Raw genomic sequence first — 21,972 nt, forward strand, 5'->3', positions numbered from 1 at the left:
GCCGGACGTCGCCGGTGGGAGGGGGTGGGTGTGATGTGTAGTGCGGGGTGCTAGCTGATCGGAGGCGCCAGCTGTAGGGGTGGCGCGGTGGAGCCGCGTTCGATCAGCTGGTGCGGCATGATCTTCGGTCCCAGGTCGCGGGAACGAAGCAGTTTCTTCACCGCCATCCGGCCCATGTCCTCAAGCGGCTGGGCCATGGTGCTCAAGGGTGGATGGACGTGCAGGGCGGTGGAGGTGTTGTCGAAGCCCAGCACGGAGACGTCTTCCGGCACCCGGCGGCCGCGCTTCTGGAGTTCGTTCACCACGGCGGCGCCCATCTCGTCGCTCATGGCGAAGATGGCCGTAAGGTCCGGTTCCTGGGCGAGGAGCTCGTCCAGGCCGGTGGCGCCGCTTTCGTAGAAGAAGCTGCCGGCGGCCGTGACGGGGGTGCACTTTGCTTCGGCCATGGCACGGAGGTAGCCGCGCTGGCGGGGCTGGGCGACGTAGATCGAGGCGGGATCGCCGGAGAGCAGGCCGATGCGGCGGTGGCCGAGCTTCAGCAGGTGACGGGTTGCGTCGTAGGCTGCCTGTTCGTCGTCGATGGCCACGCTGGGTGAGCCGGACTTGTCGCTGATGGCCACGGAGATGATGGGGATGTTCGGCCCCAGCAGCTGCCGCGTTTCGGGGGTGATGACGGCGGAGATGAGGATGACGCCGGCCGCCCGGTAGGTGCGGAGCGTCCGGAGGTAGCCGGCAATGAACGCCGACTTGGCCCCGGTGCGTCCGAGCATCACGGCGTAGCCGCGTTCCTGGGCTTCCTGTTCCACGCCAAGCATCACCTGTGAGGCGAGGGCGTCCGAAACCATGGGGGCCAGGAGCCCGATAACGGAGGTCTGCCGGGTTTTGAGGCCGCGGGCCAGGTAGTCCGTTTCGTAGCTGAGGCTCCTGACCGCGTCCTCCACGCGCTCGCGGGTCTCGCTGGAGTAGCCCACGAGTCCGTTGACCACCCGCGAGACGGTGGCGGGAGATACGCCGGCGTGCTTGGCGACGTCCCTGATGGTTACCACTGTTGTTTCTCCTCGCGGGTGTTGCTGGCTTCGACATGCTGACCGAAAACGCTGTTACGCAAACGGTTTACGTAATCGGTTTCGTGATCTGCTGCACCAACACTAAACGGAGGCATGGAGGATTGTTGTACGTTTCGTAAACGGGGGTGGTTGAGGCAGTCGAAACCCGGTGCCCCCCCCAGCCCGGACTACGCGTCCGAGACCCTCAGGTGCTGGCGCGCCTTCCGGGAAACGCGGTCCGAAGCTGTGCCCGGAACGTCAGCTGACTTCGCCGGCTGACCGCGATGATGGAGAGCAGGCCTGTCAGCAGCACCACCGCCCCGCCGGCGGCGACTGACCATCGGGCACCGAACTCGGTGCCGATCCACCCCATAAGAGGAGCGCCGACGGCGGTGCCGCCCTGCAGGACGGCCAGGTAGAGGGCCAGTACGCGTCCACGGAACTGCGGTTCCACGGAGAGCTGGATGCTGGTGTTGCAGCTGTTCAGGAAGGTGATGGACGCCAGGCCCACCGGTATCAGCACTGCGGCGTAGAGCCAGAACGACGGCGACACGCTGCCGATCAGCGTGAAAAACCCGAGTCCCAGGGCGCCGCCAAGCATAAAGCGCAGCCGGGGGCCGGAGCGGCGGGCCGCGAGCAGGGCGCCGGCCAGGGTCCCGACGGCCATGATGGAGCCCAGCAGCCCGAACTCCCCGGGACCCGCCCCGAATACCGCGGTGGACATCAGCGCGTTGGTGATGGGGAAGTTCATGCCGAAGGCCCCAAGTACCCCCACCATGACCAGGATGAGCACCAGGTCCGGCCGGCTCCGCACGTAGCGCAGGCCCTCGGCAACCTGGTGCTTGCCGCGGACTGCCAGTGTGGTCGGGGCCAGTTCCGAGGTGCGGATCCGGAACAGCGAGATGATGACGGCGGCAAAACTGGCTGCGTTGATGAGGAACACCGGGCCGGTTCCCACCCAGGCAATTAGGACGCCGGCGATGGCTGGACCGGTGAGCCGGGCCGTGTTGAAGGACGCGGAGTTCAGCGCCACCGCATTGGCCACGCTGTCCTGCCCCACCAGCTCCGAGACGAACGACTGGCGGGCGGGTGCGTCAATGGCGCTGGCCAGTCCCAGGCACAGTGCAGCCAGGTAGGCGTGCCACAACTGGGCGGTGCCGGTGACCACCAGGAGTCCGATGGCCAGCCCGCACAGACCCATCGCCAGCTGGGTCCACAGCAGTATCAGGCGTTTGCGGTGCCGGTCTGCGAGCACGCCGCCGTAGGGGCCAAGCAGCAGCATCGGCAGGAACTGCAGGCCAGTGGTGATGCCGACGGCGGTGCCGGAATGGTTGGTGAGGACGGTCAGTACCAGCCAGTCCTGCGCGATGCGCTGCATCCACGTGCCGATGTTGGAGACAAGTGCGCCTCCCGCCCACAGACGGTAGTTGGGGTTCTCCAGTGCCTGGAACATGGCGCTCATTTGGCGCTCAGCTGCTGCATGATGTGGGCGGCGCGGCTCAGGATCCGGCGGTCTTCGTCGCTCAGGCCCGCCACACGCCGGGCCAGCCAGGCGGTCCGCTGCTCACGGGCCTCGGCCAGGATGGCCGCGCCGGCCGGGGTAATTCCCACCTGGACCTGGCGGCCGTCGCGCGGATGCGCGGTCCGCGTGACAAAGCCTTGTTCCGTGAGGGCGTTGACGATCCGGGTCATGGACGGCGCCTGCACGTGCTCGCGTTCAGCCAGCTCGCGGAGGGTCTGCGGGCCGTAGCCGTTCAGTTGGGCCAGGACCGTGTACTGGCCCGGCGTAATGACGTCGCCGGTTGCCTCGACGCGGAGCCTGCGGGAAGTGCGCATCACCGCTGTCCGAAGGTCGATGGCCAGAATGTCCGGCTTGATGCTGTCCCTTGCCTCGCTGCCCGTGGGTTCCTTGTCCGTTGCCGTCACCGTGTGGTGCGCCTCCTGAATATACTTAGCACTGCTAATTAGCTCTGCTAACCATTATGCTCCGGCGAGGTGCGCGCGGCAAGCACGTGGGTAGGGGGCACCTCAGAGCTGGTGGTGAACGTTCGCCGCCGCACCGGCTATTCGGTGCCCTTGAGCTTCCGCCAACCGCCGGCCCGGTTGTTGGCGATGATGGCCCTGAACATCTCGCCGAGTGCTTCCTCGTTTACGGCCTCGCCCTCGCGGTAAGCGACGGTGCGGGCTGTTTTGTTGGTGTGCCCGGCAGTGATGATGCCGTGTGGATCCGGGACGATGCCGCCGTCGTACATAAAAACGTTGACGTGGTCCTTCGCAGCAAGGAGGGCGCAGATGTTCCCGTCCAGGACGAAGTAGGGCTGCACGGTGCGTTTGATGGTTTCGGCGACGTCGGGATCGGTGGCGTGGACCAGGTCGCGGACCTGCCGGCAGATGGCCTGCTGCCAGGGCGGGAGTGCGTCGATGTAGTGGTCCACGCGCGGGTCCTTGGTGTAGTCCATGACGGTGTTTCGTGGCCTCAGCCGGACGTGACCTGTTGGCTCAGCACCTGTTCGGCCAGGATCTGCTCGCGCAGGATGTCGGCGTGCCCGCAGTGCTGGGCAAGCTCGCGCAGCATGTGCAGATACACCCAGCGCAGCGGCAGCGGGCCGCGGCGGTTGCCGCGGAGCACGTCGTCGAGCTCCATTGCTGACGTGGCGAGACGGGATGCCTCGCAGGCCCCGAGGTGGGCCTGCCGGATGGAGGCTATGGTGTCCTGGTCGTCGAGGATGAACGACTCATCCGGGGTGGCCGGGATGCCGATCTCGGCGCGGGACCGGCAGGTGATGGCTTCGTCGAACCAGACCTTTTCCACGAAGGTGGCGTGCTTCACCAGGCCCAGCAGCGTGGTCCGCGACGGCACCAGGGAGCGGCGCGCCTGCTCCTCGGAGAGCCCGTCCAGACAGGAGTTGAGCATGCTGCGGTGCTCATTGAGGAAGGCCTCAAACTGGACGCGGACGGGCTGGTGGAGGACGTCTTCGGCGAACGTGGCGGGGAGGGGAGGCATGGGTGAAGTATTGCAAGGCCGCCGGCTCGGGGCAACGGCTCGGGCAACGACTATCGCAAGGGCCCGGCTACTGGGCCGATCGCCGGTTGCGGGCCTGGCGCACCAGCTGGGTGAAGGCACACACGAACACGGCCTCGATCAGCACCATCAGTCCGAGCAGCAGCCACTGCCCCTCGCTGATGAAAACAATGGCGCCGGTGAGGACCAGCACTGTCCCGAGGATCAGCGCGTACACGGCGAAACCTATGGCCACCTTGGCGCTGCGCACGCCCGTGCGGAAGCCAAAGCCCAGCGGCTGACCTCCGGGTAATCCCTCGACGCGGTCGGGGCCGGCGGGTGGGAGCCTGTCGAACTCTTCCCACGGGTCCCGTGCCTGATCCTGGTCCGTCATAACTCCATTATCCCGCGCATCCGGTCCGCGCCGGGGCCCGGACGCTGCCACCCCGAATCAGACAACGAAGCTGCACCCGGCCCTATCCGGCAGCGCAGCTTCCGTGCGAGCATGGGCCTCACCGACACTCCGTGAAGGGTCAAAAATGAAATCCAACGAACTGCTGCTGGACGCCTTCGGCCGGATCCGCGAGGCTGTGGCGGACACTCTTGAATGGGTGGACGATGACGTTCTGGTCCGCCGGCCCTCGGGAACCGGGAACCCGATTGTGTGGCTGATCTGGCACCTTGGCCGGGTGGAGGATGCGCAGGTCGCCTCGGCGGCGGGCTTGGAACAGGTGTGGATTTCGCAGGGGTTCGTGGACCGCTTCAACCTCCCGCTTCGCGAGCGCGACACCGGCTACGGCCATTCCAGCGTGCAGGTGGATTCGGTGAAGGCCCCGCCGGAGCTGCTGCTCGAATACTACGACGCCGTCCACCGGCAGACCGCGGACTTCCTGCAGACCCTCGGCGACGAGGATCTGGACCGCATCGTTGACACCCGCTGGGACCCGCCCGTCACCCTCGGGGTGCGGCTGGTCAGCACGATTGCCGACTGCCTCCAGCACGTGGGACAGGCCGCCTACGCGAAGGGATTGAAACACTGACTGATTGCTTTCACCGCCTGCCATGTGCCGACTATTCGCGCTGCACGCCGGTTCCCGACCGGTCCGAGCCACGTTCTGGCTCCTGGACGCCCCGGACAGCCTGGCGGACCAGAGCCGGCGGGAGCCCGACGGCGCCGGCATAGGGACTTTCGACGCCGATGGTAGGCCCCGCGTAGCGAAACAGCCGCTTGCCGCGTGGGAGGATCACGCTTTCGCCCGTGAGGCACGGGACGTGAAGAGCACGACTTTCCTGGCCCACGTGCGGTATGCCAGCACTGGCGCACATACTCTGGTCAACACCCACCCGTTCGAGCAGGACGGGCGGCTGTTTGCCCATAACGGGGCCTTCGGTGATCTCGAACGGCTCGATCAGCGTTTGATCGAGCTTGGCGCTGCGGACCTCGTGTTCGGCCAGACCGACAGCGAACGACTCTTCGCGCTCATCACTGCCGAGACCCGCCGCGCCGGAGGTGCCATTGGGGAAGGTATCACCGCCGCGATCAAGTGGGTCGCTGCGGAGTTGCCCGTCTTTAGCTTGAACATCATCGTCACCACGGCCACGGACCTGTGGGCGCTCAGGTACCCGGCAGCCCACGAGTTATACATTCTGGAACGGGACCCGGCCGCTGCTCCGGCTCCGGCGGCCCCTCTGGACGCGCGGAGCAACCGGATCCACTCCCGCAGCACGGAACTTGCCTACAATCCGCATGTACTTTTAGCTACCGAACCGATGGACCATAGCCCGGCCTGGCGTCCCATGACATCCGGCGAACTGGTGCACGTCGATCAGTCCCTGACGGTGACCGCCACGTACCCCTTCCCGGACGCCCCCGCGCATCCGCTCACTCTCGCCGATCTTGAACCTCATGCGGCGGCGTCCCAGAAGCCTTGACCCCTGATCCACCGAACCGCACATGGTCCGGGACTAACCCCGGCCACCTACCAACGCCTGCAGTTTCTCGAACGATTCAGTCCAGCCGCCGCGGTGCAGTTCCAGCCGTTCCTCCGTGAGGAACGGTCCCTGCGAGAGCGCCAGGCGCGTGCCGTCGTCGGCCGTTTGGAGCGAAAGGTCGACGACGGTGTCCCGGTCATCCGGCGTCGGTTCCTCCCAGCGGAAGGTGTACACGAGGCGCCAGGGAGGATCGATCTCCAGGAACTCGCCTGAGAGGTGGAACGGCTCACCGTCCGGTGGTGCCATGCGGAACCAATAGCGGCCGCCTTCCGCGAGGTTCAGTTCGGCTGACGGGATGGTGAAGCCGTGCGGTCCCCACCACCGCACCAGTTCGGATGATTCGGTCAGCATCCGGAAGATGTCTTCCGGAGGCGCAGGGAGCCTGCACTCCAGGTTCAGGACCAGCCCGCCGGTTTCCACTTTCATGGTTAAACTCTGGCATCCTGCGGACACTGACGAAAGAAGCTGACGGAAGAACCGGCTCTATTGGTTGTGCCTCGCCCACAACTGCAGCCATACGAGCAGGCGCGTTTCGGGATCGTCCAGGTCGATGCCGAAGAGGGTCTCCACCCGGGATAGGCGGTAGCGGACCGTGTTGACGTGCACGTCCAGAGACTTGGCGGCTTCGATCGCGTTGCCACCGCAGCTCAGGTAGGCGTGGATGGTCTCTTCGAAGGACTTCTTATGGTGTTCGTCGTACTCGGCGATCCTGAGGGCGTGGGTCCCGGGCAGCTGGCCGGACGCCGTCAAAGACGAGGCGATCTGCCGCAGTTGCAGGCGCGAACCCAGGGATTCGTCGTCGGCCACCACGTCATCGGAGTCGGCAGATATTCGACCCTCGACGACGTTGCGAACCAGCTCGGACAGGACCAGTTCCGCGTTGACCCTGGACTCAGCAAGCCGGTCGATCGTAGCCGCTGCCCCCAGTGCGGCCAGCACCGGGCGTGAGAGAAGCCGCCGTGCGTTCTGGACGATTTTGAGGATCGCGCCGCGTTGAAACTGCAGGGACGATTCGGTGCTCTGCGGCAGCACGATGTACACGATGCCGTCTGAGAGCCCGCAGACTGCGGAGGGCACCCGGATGGCGCACGCGGTCCGGATGGTGTCGAAGAGCCGGAGACGTGACTGCAACGTTTCGGCCGCTATGGCGTCCGCCGGCCAGACGCTGAGGGCGGCCACCCGGATGGAAGCTGCCGATATTCCCAGCCGGATGGCGGCCAGCTCGGCGCGCTCGGGTTCGAACAGCAGCGGCTGAACCAGATCCATCTGGCGGGTGAGGTTCGAGACGTACGTGGTGCGCTTGTGCAGGATATGGAGCGCGGCAACATTGGCGGCTTCACGCAGGATCCGGTCCGCGTCCTCGTTGTGGTGGTCGGCGCGTTCCAGCAGCCAGAGCGATCCCAGCACGGCGCCGCCGGCCCGGATGGCGATGGCTGTACGCCGGAGCCGGGGGTCCGCCGTCGCCACATCCAGCGCATCGCTCGCGGCATGCACACGCCGGTAGTCCTTGTCGGTTTGCACGGAATGGGGAACGTGCAGGCGCAGGATGGAGCTACGCCGGGTCTCGTCGATGGGCTGGTCCGGGAGGGTGGAATAGGCCAGGATCGTCTGGTCCGGATCGGCGATCGCAATGGCACCGCCGGCCTGGGCCGCCACCGTGTTGGCCAGATCGAACAGGTCCCCGGGACGGATGTCCACCAGGGTGCGGCCTGACTGCCGGTGCGGGACGACGGCGGCGTCCATGATCTCGGCCAGCTGGTTCCACGGAACCGAGTCGGAGGCGCGGAAGAGGGCCAGCCCCGTTTCCCGGGCGGCTGCCCGGAGGGCGGCGTCCGGGTTGCCGTTGGATTTGTAGACGATTGCCACGTAGCCGGCGTCCTTCAGTTCCCGGACCTTCACCCGCAGGCGTTTGCCGGACAGCGACAGGCCGATGGCCAGGGCAACGGCGCCGGGGAACGTGGCGGGCGTGGCCGTCGAGTCGTACAAGACCGAGCCCGCGACAACCTGCTGGTCATCGGCCGGCATTTCGACGAGGCTGACAATTTCCGATCCGGCCGAGCGCGCCACATCTGCGAGCGTAGGCAAAGCATGACTCGCGGCCGCGGGAAACACCGTCACGGTGCCGCCCGACTCACTGTTTGGTAGTTGCTGCTAACGCGGAGCTCCTCAATTTGTCGCTATCTCCATAGTGGCACGGAGTTCCGCTTCCTACGCTGAACCATAACGCATGCACGCACTGGAAAGGCCGTCATTGAAAATCAGCGAAGCCAGGCAGCTCGTCCAGATCAAAGCCCCCGTATTATCCCGACGACGCCGTGTGCTGGCCAACGCTTTTAATGTGGAGGAATACCGGAAATCGGCACGGAGAGTCCTGCCCGCCGGGATTTTCGATTATCTCGACGGCGGTTCTGAAGACGAAGTGACGCTCCGCCGGAACCGCGCCGTCTTCGATTCCTGGGCCCTCATGCCCAGCTGGGGGCCGGTCTCCGGACCCGACACCAGCACCACGTTGCTCGGGAAGAAAAGTGCCCTGCCCCTGACCCTGACGCCCACCGGCGCAACGCGCCTGTTCCATCCCGAGGGCGAGCTGGCCGTCGCCGCCGCGGCTGACCGGGCGCGCATCCCCTACGGGCTGGCCGGGCTAAGCACCGTGTCCATGGAAGCAATTGCGGAGAACCACCCGGCCCTCGACCGCTGGTTCAACTTCGGGCTCACCTCCGACGCGCAGGCCCTGAAGGACAAACTGGCGCGCTGCGAAGCCGCCGGATTCACCACCCTGATTGTCGGCGTCGATACCCGGGCGTTAGGCGCCAGGGAACGGGACCTCCACAACGGCTTCACCGCGCCTCCGGCGCTGACGCTGTCAACCATCGCGGACATCGCCCGGCGGCCTTCCTGGTGGATCAACTTCCTGACGTCGGACGGCATCAGTTTTCCCAACCTGGATCCGCGCAGTGCCGCGGCCACCTCCGTGGTCACCCCGTCCATGTGGCAGCACATCCTTGGCCACTCCGATGCCACCAGCGGATGGAAGGAACTGGAAGCCTTGCGCCAGGCATGGCACGGCAAGATCGTGCTCAAGGGCTGCGTCAACCCGGCAGACGTCGACAAGGCCGCCCTGATCGGCCTGGATGCCGTCCAGCTGAGCAACCACGGCGGCCGGCAGCTGGACCACATGCTCAGTCCCATGGATGTGCTGCAGGAATCCCGGCAGCGGGTGAGCGATTCGATTGAGATCTATGTGGACTCGGGCATCCGGCGGGGGAGCGACGTCCTCAAGGCGCTGGCGCTGGGTGCCGATGCCTGCTCGATCGGCAGGGCCTACCTGTACGGATTGGTGGCGGCGGGCTCGCCGGGCGTCGGGCGCATCATCGAGATTTTCTCGGACGAACTCCGGCGTACCATGACGTTAGTAGGCGTTTCCAGCATTTCCGAGGTGAAAGCTCGAGGCGGGGAGATTCTCCGGGACATCCGTCATTCCGGCGAAATCCTTGAATCAACGGCGTCAGGCAATAAGCACTAACGAGTTCTGAACAAGTACACAGTGCACTTCTCCCGCAGACCCGCGGGCACCCCGAGAATCTCCCGAATAGCTAAGGAAACCATGCGCACCCGATACCTCCTTCCCGTCCTCACCATAGCCACGGCGCTCACACTCTCCGGCTGCGTCGACAACAGCGCACCACCCGCCACCGGCGGCGCATCCGGCACCGCTGACGCCGTCGACGTGAAAAAGAATGATTCCGTTGCCGCGATGCTGCCGGAGAAGATCAAGAACGCCGGCGTGCTCAACGTCGGCATGGCCAACAACTACCCGCCCAACGAGTTCAAGGACGATAACGGAGCGCCGGCAGGGTGGTCCGTGGACCTCACCAACGCCCTGGGCCAGGTGATGGGCCTGAAGGTCAACTTCGACATCGGCACCTTCGACAACATCCTTCCCGCCGTGCGCGCGGGGAAGGATGACATGGGCATGTCCTCCTTCACGGACACGCTGGAACGCGAAAAGCAGGTGGATTTCGTGAACTACTACTCCGCCGGCATCCAGTGGGCCGCCCCGAAGGGCAAGACCGTGGACCCCAACAACGCCTGCGGGCTCAAGGTGGCCGTCCAGGCAACCACGTATGAGGACACCCACGAGGTGCCCGCCAAGTCGAAGGCCTGCACCGACGCCGGCAAGCCGGCCATCACCATCTTCAAGTACGACGCGCAGGACCAGGCTACCAACGCCCTGGTGGTGGGACAGGTGGATGCCATGAGCGCCGATTCGCCCGTTACCCTCTACGCGATCTCCAAGACCAAGGACAAGCTGCAGACCGCCGGCGACGCGTTCGAAGTGGCGCCCTACGGCATCCCCGTGGCCAAGGGCAGCGAATTTACGCCGGCCCTCCAGAAGGCGCTGCAGACGCTGATCGACGACGGCACCTACACCAAGATCCTGTCCAAGTGGGGAGTGGAAGCCGGCGGAATCAAAACGGCGGACCTCAACGTGGCAGCCAAGGGGTGATACAGCATGAGCGAGCCGGAATCCGGCCGGATGATTGAGGCGGACCCCGCCAGGAATGCGGACCCCGGCAGGAAGCCGGATCCCGCCAGGAAGCCGCGGGCCGGCAGGGCAGGGGACGACGACGGCGCGCCGCCGGAAGCGATCGTGGCCATCCCGCTGCGCCACCCCTGGCGGAATGTGGTGGCGGTGCTCCTCATCATCGGGCTGGCAGTCTTTGTGCTGGATGCCGCCCAGCGCCCGGACTACGGCTGGGCGGACGTGGGCAAGTACATCTTCGACCGCCGGATCAGCCAGGCTGCGTGGGTCACGCTGTGGCTGACCATCTACGCGATGATCGGCGCGATCGTGATCGGGCTGCTGCTGGCGATCATGCGGCTTTCGCCCAACCCTGTGCTGAAGAGCATCGCCTGGCTGTACATCTGGATTTTCCGCGGAACCCCGGTGTACGTGCAGCTGGTGTTCTGGGGCATCGTGGCGCTCATCTATCCGGTATTCACGCTGGGCATCCCGTTCATGGACCCGTGGGTCACCATCCCGAATGAGGTGTTCACCAACCTCTTCATCACCGCGGTGATCGGGTTGGCCCTCAACGAGGCCGCCTATATGTCCGAGATTGTGCGGGCCGGGCTGCTGTCAGTGGACGAGGGGCAGGCGGAGGCGTCGACGGCGCTGGCCATGTCCTGGGGGCAGACCATGCGGTACGTGGTGGTTCCGCAGGCCATGAAGATCATCATTCCGCCCACCGGCAACGAGGTGATCTCGATGCTCAAGACCACCTCGCTGGTGGCGGCGATCCCGTTGAGCGTTGACCTCTACGGGGTGTCCCGCGGTATCTCCGCCGTGACGTTCACGCCTGTGCCGCTGCTGATTGTGGCTTCGCTCTGGTATCTGCTCTTCACCTCAGTGCTGATGGTGGGCCAGCACTTCATTGAAAAACGGTTCTCGCGGGGAACCGGACGCGCCAAGACGGGCAAGGAAGGCACGACGCCGGAACCGGCACCTGCCGCGCTTCCCGGCGGCCCCGGCGTTCCCGGCGGGCCGCTCGGCAATGACTTTGGAGGAAAAGGATGACGGACGCGCCGATGGTGCTCGCGGAGAAGGTCTCCAAGAATTTCGGCACCAATAGGGTGCTGCGCGGAATCAACCTCAAGGTCAATCCGGGGGAGGTTCTCTGCATGGTGGGACCCAGCGGTTCGGGCAAGTCGACGTTCCTGCGCTGCATCAACCATCTGGAACGGGTTGACGGCGGCCGGCTCTCGGTGGACGGCCAGCTGGTTGGCTACCGCCAGAAGGGGGACAAGCTCTACGAACTGAAGCTCAAGGAAGCAGCCTTCCAGCGCCAGGAAATCGGGATGGTGTTCCAGCGGTTCAACCTGTTTCCGCACCTGACCGCGGTGGAGAACATCATTCTGGCCCCCATGCGGGTCAAAGGCATTTCCAAGGCTAAAGCCACCGCGCGGGCCAAGGAACTGCTGGAGCGCGTGGGACTGGCGGACAAGGGCGATGCCTATCCGGCGCACCTGTCCGGCGGCCAACAGCAGCGCGTGGCCATCGCCCGCGCACTGGCCATGGACCCGAAGCTGATGCTCTTCGATGAGCCCACCAGTGCCCTGGACCCGGAACTGGTGGGCGAGGTGCTGGACGTCATGAAGGAACTGGCCAAGAGCGGCATGACCATGATCGTGGTGACCCACGAGATGGGGTTCGCCCGGGAAGTGGCGGACACCCTGGTCTTCATGGATGAAGGCGTGGTGGTGGAGGCCGGGCCGCCCCGGCAGGTCCTCAGCGATCCACAGCATGAAAGGACCAAGGCGTTCCTGTCCAAGGTCCTCTGACAGCGTTTTGTAGCCTTCCTGCTCGAACAGCACCGTGATCGTGTCCTCCTCATGCGGCGTCGTCGTAATCCTCTGCGTAGCCGAGCATCATCTCGATAACGTGCGCAGGTCATTGAGGAGGGCGGGCAGCGGTGGGAAAATGGTCGGAGCACCGCACGTGAGCCGCAGTGGCTCCTCTCGACAGTTCGGCACGCTTGCCGGGCACCTGGGTTTGGCCGTTTCGTGGAAGGGCCGCAGCTATGACCGTTCAACGCCCGAAAAAGCGCCGCCTCCGCGTCACGGACGTCAACGTCGTTCACCATCCCACCCTGAGGAAGGCGCTGGGCGGCACCATCGTCGGCAACACCATGGAGTGGTACGACGTCGGGGTGTTCGGTTATCTGATCACCACCATGGGCCCGGTGTTCCTGCCCGAAGCGGACAAGGCCGTGCAGAACCTTTTCCTGCTGGGTACCTTCGGCGCCACGTTTATTGCCCGGCCCCTGGGCGGCGTCTTCTTCGGCTGGCTGGGTGACAAGATTGGCCGCCAGAAGGTGCTGGCCATGACCCTGATGCTGATGGCGGCCGCGACGTTCGCCGTCGGCCTCCTCCCGGGCTACGCGGTGCTAGGCATCTGGGCCGCCGTCCTGCTTGTGGTCACCAAACTGGTGCAGGGCTTCTCCACCGGCGGCGAGTACTCCGGAGCCACCACGTTCGTGTGTGAGCATTCCCCGGACAAGCGCCGCGGCTTCTTCGCCAGTTTCCTGGACATGGGCAGCTACCTGGGCTTTGCCCTGGGAGCGGCGCTGGTCTCGGTCCTGCAGCTGACCCTGGGCCAGGACCAGATGGAGGATTGGGGCTGGCGCATTCCCTTCCTGATCGCCGGTCCGCTCGGCATTGTGGGGATTTACTTCCGGATGAAGATCGAGGAATCGCCCGTGTTCCAGGCAACCCTGGAAGCGGAACAGGAATCAGCCCGGCACCCTGAGACGGGGGAGGTGCTCGGCGCCATGGGCCCGGCAGGAATTTTCAGGGCCTACTGGCGCAGGATCGTGCTGGCCATGATCCTCGTGGCGGCCGCCAATACGGTGGGCTACGCGCTCACCTCCTACATGCCGACGTACCTGACCAGCAACAAGGGGTACGACGAGATCCACGGAACGCTGCTCACCATCCCTGTCCTGGTGGTCATGTCGCTGTGCATCCCGCTCACCGGCCATCTCTCGGACAGGATCGGACGCCGCCCCGTGCTGTGGATCGGCGCGGTCAGCACCGTGGTCCTGGCCATCCCCGCGTTCAGCCTGATCGCGGTGGGAACCGTCCCGGCCACCCTCGCGGGCCTGGCCCTGGTGGCCTTCCCCGTCACGTTCTACGTGGCCAACCTCGCGTCTGCCTTGCCGGCACTGTTCCCCACGGCCCACCGTTACGGGGCCATGGGCATCGCCTACAACTTCGCCGTCGCCATCTTCGGCGGCACCACCCCGTTCATCATTGCCTCCCTCATCCAGGCGACCGGCAATGACATGATGCCCGCCTACTACCTGATGGCCACCTCGGCGATCGCCGTGGTCACCATCTACTTCCTGCCGGAATCCGCCCGCCGGCACCTGCCCGGGTCGATGCCCAGCGTGGACTCGGACGAGGCAGCCCGCGAGCTGGTGGCCACCCAGGACGAGAACCCGCTGCTGGACATGGACACTTTGCCTTTTGACAGCAGCTACGAGGCTGCGCGGGCGTCGCACGCGGGCCACACGGGAACGACGCCGGGCGGTTGAGCTGAGGGGACTATATGGCCATGCGGGGACTTTCGACTCTTCCCCGCACGGGCCGCGCAGGCGAGGGTTGGACGCATGCAGGAACCCAGCGCCGAACCTCAGGGCCGGCGGGACCGGAGCAATGACGATCCGTTCCTCCGGTATGCCAGACGCTTCGACCGGCCGATCGGCGACGTTCCGGACGCGCTGCGTTCCTCCCGTGCCGCCCCCGCTGACATTGCCCGCACGCTGGGCCTGCCCGCGGCAGCGGTCGAAGGTCCGGCAACCTTCTTCGCCGACTTCACCGCGACCCGCGGAGCCCGCCACGTCCGGGTCTGCGCAGCGGCAGCCTGCTTCGCGGCCACCGCTGGAACGCACGTCGCGGAGGTAGAGGCGGCACTCGGAGTGCACGCCGGGAGCCGGAGCGAGGACGGCTCCGTCTCGCTCCAGGCAGTGCGCTGCCTGGGCTACTGCTTCTCCGGTCCCGCAGCCCTGGACGGCGTCGACGCGCTGGCCGGGCCCGGCCTGGCAGCACAACTGAGTGGATCCGCCCCGCGGACGGCCCCGCCCATCCCGGTGGCCTGCGACACCCGAGCCCCTGTGGTGACCGCCGGGCTACTCGGAGGCTCACAGCCGTGGTCGGTATGGCCCGGCGTCGCTGCCTCGGCAAACCCCGAGGACGTTCTGGCCGAAGTCGAGGCCGCGCAACTGCGGGGACGGGGCGGGGCAGGATTCCGTGCCGCCGCCAAATGGCGGGCCGCGCTTGAGCACCCTGCGCCCCGGGTGGTGGTGGCCAACGGTGACGAGGGGGACCCCGGGTCCTATGCCGACCGGCTGCTCATGGAGGAGGACCCGCACCGTGTGCTTGAGGGCCTGGCCCTGGCCTGCTTCGCCGTCGGTGCGGCCACCGGCATCGTGTTTGTCCGCTCGGAGTATCCTCGCGCGGCCGCCCGGCTGCGGGAGGCCGTGGCGCAGGCGCGCACCGCCGGGCATCTCGGCCCGGACGCGGCGGGCAGTGGTTTCAGCCTGGGCCTGCACGTGGTTGAAGGTGCAGGCTCTTACGTCTCCGGTGAGGAAACGGCCCTGCTGAACGGGCTCGCGGGACTGCGCGGCGTCGTGCGTTCCAGGCCGCCGTTCCCCACCGGCCGCGGACTCCACGGCCGGCCTACTGTGGTCAACAACGTGGAAACGCTGAGTGCTGTTCCGTGGATCGTTCAGCATGGCGGAGCGGCGTACGCCGCCTTGGGGACCGCGGACGAGGCCGGTACCGTGCTCGCGTGCCTGTCGGAGAGGTTCCGTCGGCCCGGCGCCTACGAGGTGGAGATCGGCACGCCGGTCCGGCGGATCGTCGATGACCTCGGGGGCGGGCTTCGCGACGGGGCGACACTGCGGGCCCTTCAAATCGGCGGGCCCCTGGGCGGCTTCCTCGGCCCCGAAGACCTCGACATTCCGCTCAGCGATGACGCGCTGTCCAAGCACGGGGCAGCCCTCGGCCACGCAGGGATCGTCGGCTTCGATGACAGGCTCACAGGCGGGCAGGTGCTGCAGAACCTGTGGGACTTTGCCGCGGAAGAGAGTTGCGGACAGTGCTCGCCCTGCCGGGTAGGGTCGTGGCGCGGCCGTGGCTTGGCGGAGCGGCCGGATGGCCCTGCCGTCAGCCGTGAGCGCGGCGAGGTGCTGCGCACCATGGCGGCGGGCAGCCTGTGCGCCTTCGGCCGGCGGGTGCCGGCGGCGGTGCAAAGCCTCGCCCGCGTGTACGGGCTGGCGGGGTGGACGCCATGAAGCTCCAGGTTGACGGCCGCGAGGTCGAGGTCCCGGCCGGAGCCACACTGCTCGAGGCTGTGCGGGCGGCCGGCCTCGCCCTTCCAACGTTGTGCCATGACGACCGGCTCAGCACCGTGGCCTCCTGCCGGACGTGCCTGGTGGACATCTCCGGCCGGGGCCCGGCCGCCGCCTGCAGCACCCCGGCCGAGGACGGGCTGCGCATCGGCGTTGAGACGTCCCGGGAGATCCGGCGTGATGCCCTGCAGGCCATCGTCGCGGGGCTGCCGGCCCGGGCGCTGGATGTTCCGGCCGACCGCAGCGAACTGGCCAGGCAATGCGCCGAGTACGGGGTGGCTGCCGCCGCTGGTTCCGTCCTGCCGCCGGAGCGCGGCGTTGACCACTCCCATCCGTACGTCAAGCTCGACCGAGATCTTTGTATTGCCTGCGGCCGGTGCGTGCGCGCCTGCGCGGAAATCCAGGGCACATTCGCCCTCACGCTGGTGGGCCGCGGAGCCGGGACGGTGGTGGCGCCCGGGACGGGCGGTCCCTGGGCGGAATCCGATTGCGTCTCGTGCGGGGCGTGCGTGGACACCTGCCCCACCGCGGCACTGTCTGAACCCGGGCTGCTGAATCTGCTGCCGATCGAACGGCAGACCCTAACCACGTGCGGCTACTGCGGCGTCGGCTGCAGCCTCGAGGTCTCCACCCGCGACAACGAGATCATGACCATCCGGCCCGCCGGTGAGGGCTCGGTGAACCGTGGACACGCCTGTGTCAAGGGACGGTTTGCCCACGGGTTCCTCGGTTCCGCCGAACGCCTGACAACCCCGCTGATCCGCCGGAACGGGACGCTCGCCCCGGCCACCTGGGACGAGGCCGCCGGGTACGTGGCCGCAAGGCTCACCGGGATCCGGGACGCGGACCCGGACGGATTCGCCGTGATCTCCTCGGCCCGGGCCACCAATGAGGAGAACTACCTGGCCCAGAAGTTCGCCCGGGCCGTCATGGGGACCAACAATGTGGACAACTGCTCCCGGCTCTGCCATGCCCCCTCCGCGGCCGGTCTGGCCGCCACGTTCGGCCTGGGCGGCGGGACGAACCCGTTCGACGACCTGGACCGGAGTGACGCGATCCTCCTGGTCGGCGCGAACCCGACGGCCGCCCACCCGGTGGTGGGCTCCCGCATCTTCCAGCGGGTCATGGACGGCGGCCGCCTGGTGGTGGTTGATCCCCGGTTAACCTCGCTGGCCCGGCACGCGGACGTCCACCTTAGGCCCCGGCCGGGAACCAACGTGGCTGTGTTCAACGGCCTGGCGCACGTCCTGGTCCGGGAGGGGCTGGTGGACGAGGCCTTCCTTGACGCGCACACCAGCGGCTACGGGGAGCTGCTGGGGCTGCTCGGGGACTACCCGCCGGAGCGCGTAGCCGGGATCTCCGGTGTCCCGGCAGACGATCTGGTGCGGGCCGCCGTCGTGTACGGGCAAGCAGTGGCTCCGGCCATTTTCTACGGCCTCGGCGTGACCGAACACCGGCACGGAACGGACGGTGTCCGGACCTTGTCCAACCTGGCACTCCTGCGTGGCGCCGTGGGGCCGGGCACCGGCGGAGGGGTGAACCCGCTGCGCGGGCAGAACAACGTCCAGGGCGCCTCGGACATGGGGGCGCTGCCCGACCTGCTGCCCGGGTACCAGAAGGTCCTGGACCCTGCAGCGCGTGCCCGGTGCACCGAGGCCTGGCGGGCCGATGTGCCCCCGCGGCCCGGGCTGCGCATCCCGCAGATGTTTGCGGCCGCCCGCGGCGGGACATTGAAGGCGCTGTGGGTCATCGGCGAGGATGTGCTCACCACCGACCCGGACAGCACGTCGGTGCGGGCGGCACTGGCGGCCTGCCCGCTGGTGATCTGCAACGATTTGTTCCTCTCCGCGACGGCTGCCGCCGCGGACGTCGTCTTCCCGGTGGCCGCGTGGCTGGAAAAGGACGGCACGTTCGTCAATTTCGACCGGCGCTTCCAACGGGTCCGGGAGGCGGTGGCGCCCCCTGCCGGTGTCCGCACCGACTTCGCGGTGCTGCACGCCGTCGCGGCCCGGATGGGGGCGGACCTTGGGTGCGCCACACCGGCGGAGGCTATGGCGGAATGCGCGTCGCTGGCGCCGCTTTTTGGTGGTATCTCGCACCCGCGTCTGGACCGGGAGGGGCCGCTGCACTGGCCGTGCGGATCCGTCGATTCCCCCGGGACGCCACGCCTTTACCAGGACCGCTTCGCCACGCCGGACGGCCTGGCGCACCTGGCCGCCAGGCCCTACCTACCTCCGGGCGAGCAATGCGACGCGGACTTCCCGTTTTTGCTGATCACCGGGCGCCGGGCAGAGCACTACAATTCCGGCAGTATGACCCGCCGCACCGACAACCTGCGCCTGCTCGCCCGGGAGACGGTCGACGTCGAACGCGGGGACGCTGCTGCACTGGGACTGCACGACGGCGACTTCGTCCGGTTGGGCAGCCGGCACGGGACGGCCATCCTGCAGGCCAGGATCACGGACGAGGTGGAACCGGGCCAGGTCTTCGCTGGCTTCCACTTCCCTGGTGCCGCGGTCAACGGTCTCACCTCCCCGGTGGAGGATGAGGTCACGGGGTGCCCCGAATACAAGCTGACTGCGGTCCGCCTGTCCGGAGCCGCTGACGGCGTCCACACGGCAGGCGGTCACTAGTCCGAGGACAGCCCAACTGTCTTCCCGTCCGCCGGCGTCACCCTGATCCTCGCGATGCGGAGCCGGTCCATCGCCAGGACCGTCAGCACGTGGCCCGGCACCTCCACCCGGTCCCCAACCCGCGGCAGCCGGCCCAGGCGGTCGATTACGAACCCGGCCACTGTCTCGTAGTGTCCTTCCGGGAGGGCGATGCCGGACGCCGTCGCGAACTCCTGGAGGATCAGGCCGCCGTCGACGTCGAGGGAACCGTCGGCCAGGGTGACGCGGTCCTCGTGGTCGGCGCCGGTGTCGTACTCGTCGTAGATTTCGCCCACCAGTTCCTCCACCAGGTCCTCCAGGGTGACGATGCCGTCCGTGCCGCCGTACTCGTCCACTACCAGCGCTATGTGATGGCCAAGCCGGCGCATCCGGGACAGGGTGGGCAGCACCCTGTTCGTCCCGGGAAGCGGGAGGATCTCGCGGACGATGTCCTTCACCAGGCCCCGGTCAAAATCACCCTCACGGGGCATCAGGTCACGGATGTGGACGAAGCCGAGGACGTCGTCCGGAGTCCGGCCGATGACGGGAAAACGTGAAAACGGGCCGTCCCGCACCATGCTGCGTGCGTCCGCAATAGTCATGGTGCCGTCGATGAAGGTCACCTCGGTGCGGGGGCGCATGACCTCCTGCAGCGTGCGGTCCCCGGCGCCGAAGACGTCGCTCAGGATGTTGCGGCTGTGTTCTTCCAGCATGTCGCTCTCCGCCACCATGTCCCAGAGTTCCTCGGAGCTGACGCTTTCCTGTTTGGCGTGGGGATCACCGCCGAACAGCCGCACCAGTGCATCGGTGGACACGGACAGCAGCCAGATGACCGGGCGCATGATCTGTGAGAGGACGATCAGCGGCGGGGCGAGGACCTTCGTGAAGCCGACGGCGCTCTGCATGGCAAGCCGCTTGGGCACCAGTTCGCCCAGCACCAGGGAAAGATAGGCCACCAGCAGCGTCATGCCGATGAAGGCCGCCGGTTGGGCAGCGGCGCCGAAGCCCGCGCCTTCCAGGATGGGCTCGACGTCGGGCGCAATGGTGGACGCGCCGTAGGCGGCGGAGAAGAAGCCGGACAGGGTCACGCCGATCTGGACAGTGGACAGGAACCGGTTGGGGTTCCGGGCCAGTTCGGCGGTCCGGGGCCCGCCTTTCCCTGACTTTTCGATCTGGCGCACCTGGCTCTCGCGCAACGAAACGAGCGCCATCTCGGTACCGGCAAAGACGCCGCCCAGCAGCACAAAAAAGAGGACCAACAGGAAATTGACCAACGTGACGCTGTCCATGACCCGACCCTACCGAACAGCGCCTTTATCTGACCGGCCCCGTCACGTCGCCAGCGTCAGCAGCTTCCCGTCCGTCACGGCCTGGCGGGACAGCGTTTTGTAGCCCTCCTGCTCGAACAGCACCGTGATCGTGTCCTCCTCATGCCGCATCACCAGGCCCGGCCCCCATTCCTTATGCACAACTGAGGCCTGGAGCGGAAAAGGGTCACCGCCCGCGGCGGCCGCGGCGGCGTCGTCGTAATCCTCTGCGTAGGCGGAGCCGTCGCTGCAGGTATCGCAGTTGCCGCACGGCTCGGGGAGGTCCTCGCCGAAGTAGCCCAGCAGGAACTGGCGCCGGCAGGCGTCCGTCTCGGCGTAGGCGCGCATCATCTCGATGCGGGAGCGGTCCACCCGCTGGCGTGCTTCGGCATGTTCGACGGCGCGTTCCACCACCGCGGGCAGCTTGGCGCCCGCGTCCAGCCGGACGCCGCGCTTGCCGGTGCGGATGGCGCGGGTTTCCTGCAGCTGGTTCAGCACTCCGGTGAGCCGCCGCGGGGAGAAGCCGGTCTGCTCGGTGAGGGCCTTCTGCTTGACCGGCCCGCCGGCGGCGCGGAGTGCCTCAAGGACAGTCATGAGCGATTCCTCGTCCGGGGTGTGGGTGCCGAAGAATGTGCGCAGGCCCAGGTCCTCGGAGCGGTAGTGGAGGACGGCGGCGGCCTCTTGCCCGTCTCGCCCGGAGCGGCCGATCTCCTGGTAGTAGCTGTCCAGCGAATCAGGGATGTCCGCGTGGATGACGAAGCGGACGTTGGGTTTGTCGATGCCCATGCCGAAGGCGGTGGTCGCCACCACCACGTCGAGCCCGTCGTCGAGGAACTGCTCGTGGACGCGGTCGCGCTCGCTCTGTTTCCGGCCGGCGTGGTACGCGTCGGCGCGCAGGCCCAGGGCGGTGAGTTTGGCGGCGTAGGCCTCGGTGTCCTTGCGGGTGGCCGCGTACAGGAGTCCGGGACGCTTGAGCTCGGCCACCTGCGTGATCACGGCCCGGCGCTTGTCCTTGTCTTTGTGGTGGCGGATGACCTCCAGCCGGATGTTGGGCCGGTCGAAGCCGTGCACCAGGACCAAGGGGTCTTTCATGCGCAGGCGCTGCTGGATTTCGTCGCGCACCGGGGGAGAAGCGGTGGCGGTGAGGCCGACGACGGGCGGGTTGCCCAGCTGCTCGCGGACCTCGCCGAGGCGCAGGTAGTCGGGGCGGAAGTCGTGGCCCCAGGAGGAAACGCAGTGTGCCTCGTCCACCACGAACAGCGGGACGTCCAGGGCCGCGAGCCGTTCGACGGTTTCGGGCTTGGCGAGCTGTTCGGGGGCGAGGAAGACGAAAACGGCGTCGCCGTTCTCTGCGGCTTTCCAGGCGTCGTTGATTTGGGCATCGCTGTGGCCGGAGTTGATGGCGACGGCGGCCTTCCCGCCGAGCGTTTCCAGCAGGCCGTCCAGCTGGTCCTCCTGCAGGGCGATGAGCGGGGAAACCACGACGGCGGGACCGCGCCCTGGGCCGTTTCGGTGCAGTTGGAGTGCGGCCACCTGGTAGATGGCGGACTTGCCGTAGCCGGTGGGCATCACGGCGAGCACATCCCGGCCGGACACGAGGGCTCGCATTCCGGCCAGCTGGCCGGCGCGGAGGCAGGCGAGTCCGAAGGTGTCGGCCGCGAGCTGGCGGAGGCCGGCGTCGGGATCCGCGGTGGTGTCGGTGCCCGGGACGGTGTCGGTGGGGACTGTGTCAGTGGGGACTGCGGGGGCAGGGGCCTCGGTCATGATGGCAGCTCCGTGGGTGCGATCCGGCGGCCGGGCGTCTTCAGCCGAGGGTGCCAGCATAACGCTTGCCCATTGAGGAGGGCGGCCAGGCGCCGTCGATCCCGGTGTTCCTTCTGATCTCGGCCGGAACCGCCCGGCCACGCTCACGGGGCTCGGATGAGGCAGCCCGCGAGTTGGTGGCCACCCAGGACGGGAACCCGTTGCTGGACATGGACACAATGCCGTTCGACAGCAGTTACGAGGCTGCGCGGGCGTCTCACGTGGGACATGCGGGGACGACGCCGGGCGGGTAACGCG

The 21,972-nt window shown here is 67.2% G+C and carries 20 protein-coding genes; 10 read left to right on the top strand and 10 right to left on the bottom strand.

Going from position 1 to position 21,972, the window contains the following annotated elements; genetic code table 11:
- Window positions 1-50: 50 nt before the first annotated feature.
- The 6 genes from AC07YR_RS12430 to AC07YR_RS12455 all read right to left on the bottom strand — a co-directional run bounded on the left by AC07YR_RS12430 (window position 51) and on the right by AC07YR_RS12455 (window position 4,441).
- Complete coding sequence (locus AC07YR_RS12430; RefSeq protein WP_494734115.1) at window positions 51-1,046, bottom strand: LacI family DNA-binding transcriptional regulator; 996 nt, start codon at window positions 1,044-1,046, stop codon at window positions 51-53.
- A 205-nt stretch (window positions 1,047-1,251) separates the two neighbouring features.
- Window positions 1,252-2,508, bottom strand: a complete 1,257-nt coding sequence (locus AC07YR_RS12435) for an MFS transporter (RefSeq protein ID WP_055799280.1) — start codon at window positions 2,506-2,508, stop codon at window positions 1,252-1,254.
- Window positions 2,505-2,882, bottom strand: a complete 378-nt coding sequence (locus tag AC07YR_RS12440; RefSeq protein ID WP_436059262.1) for a MarR family transcriptional regulator — start codon at window positions 2,880-2,882, stop codon at window positions 2,505-2,507. Before AC07YR_RS12440 ends, AC07YR_RS12435 begins: the two co-directional genes overlap by 4 nt.
- 227 nt (window positions 2,883-3,109) lie before the next feature.
- Window positions 3,110-3,505, bottom strand: coding sequence for a DUF1801 domain-containing protein (locus AC07YR_RS12445; RefSeq protein WP_494734116.1), 396 nt, complete (start codon window positions 3,503-3,505; stop codon window positions 3,110-3,112).
- Between the two features lie 17 nt (window positions 3,506-3,522).
- Window positions 3,523-4,050 (bottom strand): DinB family protein, encoded by a 528-nt coding sequence (locus AC07YR_RS12450; protein WP_494734117.1) that lies wholly within the window; start codon window positions 4,048-4,050, stop codon window positions 3,523-3,525.
- A gap of 67 nt (window positions 4,051-4,117) precedes the next feature.
- Window positions 4,118-4,441, bottom strand: coding sequence for a hypothetical protein (locus tag AC07YR_RS12455; protein ID WP_494734118.1), 324 nt, complete (start codon window positions 4,439-4,441; stop codon window positions 4,118-4,120).
- A 145-nt stretch (window positions 4,442-4,586) separates the two neighbouring features.
- Here AC07YR_RS12455 and AC07YR_RS12460 point away from each other — a divergent pair, with 145 nt between their 5' ends.
- Together AC07YR_RS12460 and AC07YR_RS12465 are read left to right on the top strand one after the other, a co-directional pair.
- A complete protein-coding gene (locus tag AC07YR_RS12460; protein WP_436056862.1) occupies window positions 4,587-5,087 on the top strand; it encodes a mycothiol transferase in 501 nt (166 codons plus the stop codon).
- A 22-nt stretch (window positions 5,088-5,109) separates the two neighbouring features.
- On the top strand, window positions 5,110-5,979 hold the full coding sequence (locus tag AC07YR_RS12465) for a class II glutamine amidotransferase (RefSeq protein ID WP_494734207.1): 870 nt from the start codon (window positions 5,110-5,112) through the stop codon (window positions 5,977-5,979).
- 33 nt (window positions 5,980-6,012) lie between these two features.
- Here AC07YR_RS12465 and AC07YR_RS12470 read toward each other — a convergent pair whose 3' ends face one another.
- Together AC07YR_RS12470 and AC07YR_RS12475 are read right to left on the bottom strand one after the other, a co-directional pair.
- Entirely contained in the window at window positions 6,013-6,465 is a 453-nt protein-coding gene (locus tag AC07YR_RS12470) for an SRPBCC family protein (protein WP_055799258.1), read from the bottom strand.
- 57 nt (window positions 6,466-6,522) lie between these two features.
- Window positions 6,523-8,124, bottom strand: coding sequence for a PucR family transcriptional regulator (locus AC07YR_RS12475; RefSeq protein WP_436056864.1), 1,602 nt, complete (start codon window positions 8,122-8,124; stop codon window positions 6,523-6,525).
- Between the two features lie 166 nt (window positions 8,125-8,290).
- On the opposite strand from AC07YR_RS12475, the gene AC07YR_RS12480 reads away from it, so the two are divergent.
- The 7 genes from AC07YR_RS12480 (at window position 8,291) to fdhF (ending at window position 18,586) form a co-directional block, all read left to right on the top strand.
- Window positions 8,291-9,562, top strand: a complete 1,272-nt coding sequence (locus tag AC07YR_RS12480) for an alpha-hydroxy acid oxidase (RefSeq protein ID WP_494734119.1) — start codon at window positions 8,291-8,293, stop codon at window positions 9,560-9,562.
- An 81-nt stretch (window positions 9,563-9,643) separates the two neighbouring features.
- A complete protein-coding gene (locus tag AC07YR_RS12485; protein WP_055799251.1) occupies window positions 9,644-10,546 on the top strand; it encodes an ABC transporter substrate-binding protein in 903 nt (300 codons plus the stop codon).
- 6 nt (window positions 10,547-10,552) lie between these two features.
- Complete coding sequence (locus tag AC07YR_RS12490; RefSeq protein ID WP_494734120.1) at window positions 10,553-11,617, top strand: amino acid ABC transporter permease; 1,065 nt, start codon at window positions 10,553-10,555, stop codon at window positions 11,615-11,617.
- Window positions 11,614-12,381 carry an amino acid ABC transporter ATP-binding protein gene (locus AC07YR_RS12495; RefSeq protein ID WP_055799246.1) on the top strand — a complete coding sequence of 256 codons (768 nt, stop codon included), beginning with the start codon at window positions 11,614-11,616 and terminating at the stop codon, window positions 12,379-12,381. The genes AC07YR_RS12490 and AC07YR_RS12495 overlap by 4 nt, the downstream gene beginning before the upstream one ends.
- 239 nt (window positions 12,382-12,620) lie before the next feature.
- Complete coding sequence (locus AC07YR_RS12500; RefSeq protein WP_494734121.1) at window positions 12,621-14,135, top strand: MFS transporter; 1,515 nt, start codon at window positions 12,621-12,623, stop codon at window positions 14,133-14,135.
- Between the two features lie 75 nt (window positions 14,136-14,210).
- Complete coding sequence (locus tag AC07YR_RS12505) at window positions 14,211-15,896, top strand: NAD(P)H-dependent oxidoreductase subunit E (protein WP_494734122.1); 1,686 nt, start codon at window positions 14,211-14,213, stop codon at window positions 15,894-15,896.
- Window positions 15,893-18,586, top strand: coding sequence for a formate dehydrogenase subunit alpha (gene fdhF, locus AC07YR_RS12510; protein ID WP_494734123.1), 2,694 nt, complete (start codon window positions 15,893-15,895; stop codon window positions 18,584-18,586). Before AC07YR_RS12505 ends, fdhF begins: the two co-directional genes overlap by 4 nt.
- On the opposite strand, the gene AC07YR_RS12515 is transcribed toward fdhF, so the two are convergent.
- Both AC07YR_RS12515 and AC07YR_RS12520 read right to left on the bottom strand, forming a co-directional pair.
- Complete coding sequence (locus tag AC07YR_RS12515) at window positions 18,583-19,893, bottom strand: hemolysin family protein (protein ID WP_494734124.1); 1,311 nt, start codon at window positions 19,891-19,893, stop codon at window positions 18,583-18,585. The two genes, fdhF and AC07YR_RS12515, sit on opposite strands and share 4 nt — an antisense overlap.
- 42 nt (window positions 19,894-19,935) lie before the next feature.
- Window positions 19,936-21,675, bottom strand: a complete 1,740-nt coding sequence (locus AC07YR_RS12520) for a RecQ family ATP-dependent DNA helicase (protein ID WP_494734125.1) — start codon at window positions 21,673-21,675, stop codon at window positions 19,936-19,938.
- Window positions 21,676-21,740: 65 nt separating this feature from the next.
- Between AC07YR_RS12520 and AC07YR_RS12525 the strand changes: the two genes are divergently transcribed.
- On the top strand, window positions 21,741-21,968 hold the full coding sequence (locus tag AC07YR_RS12525; protein WP_494734126.1) for a hypothetical protein: 228 nt from the start codon (window positions 21,741-21,743) through the stop codon (window positions 21,966-21,968).
- The last annotated feature ends 4 nt before the right edge of the window (window positions 21,969-21,972 follow it).

Source organism: Arthrobacter sp. GW460-12-1-14-TSB2 (assembly GCF_059423525.1).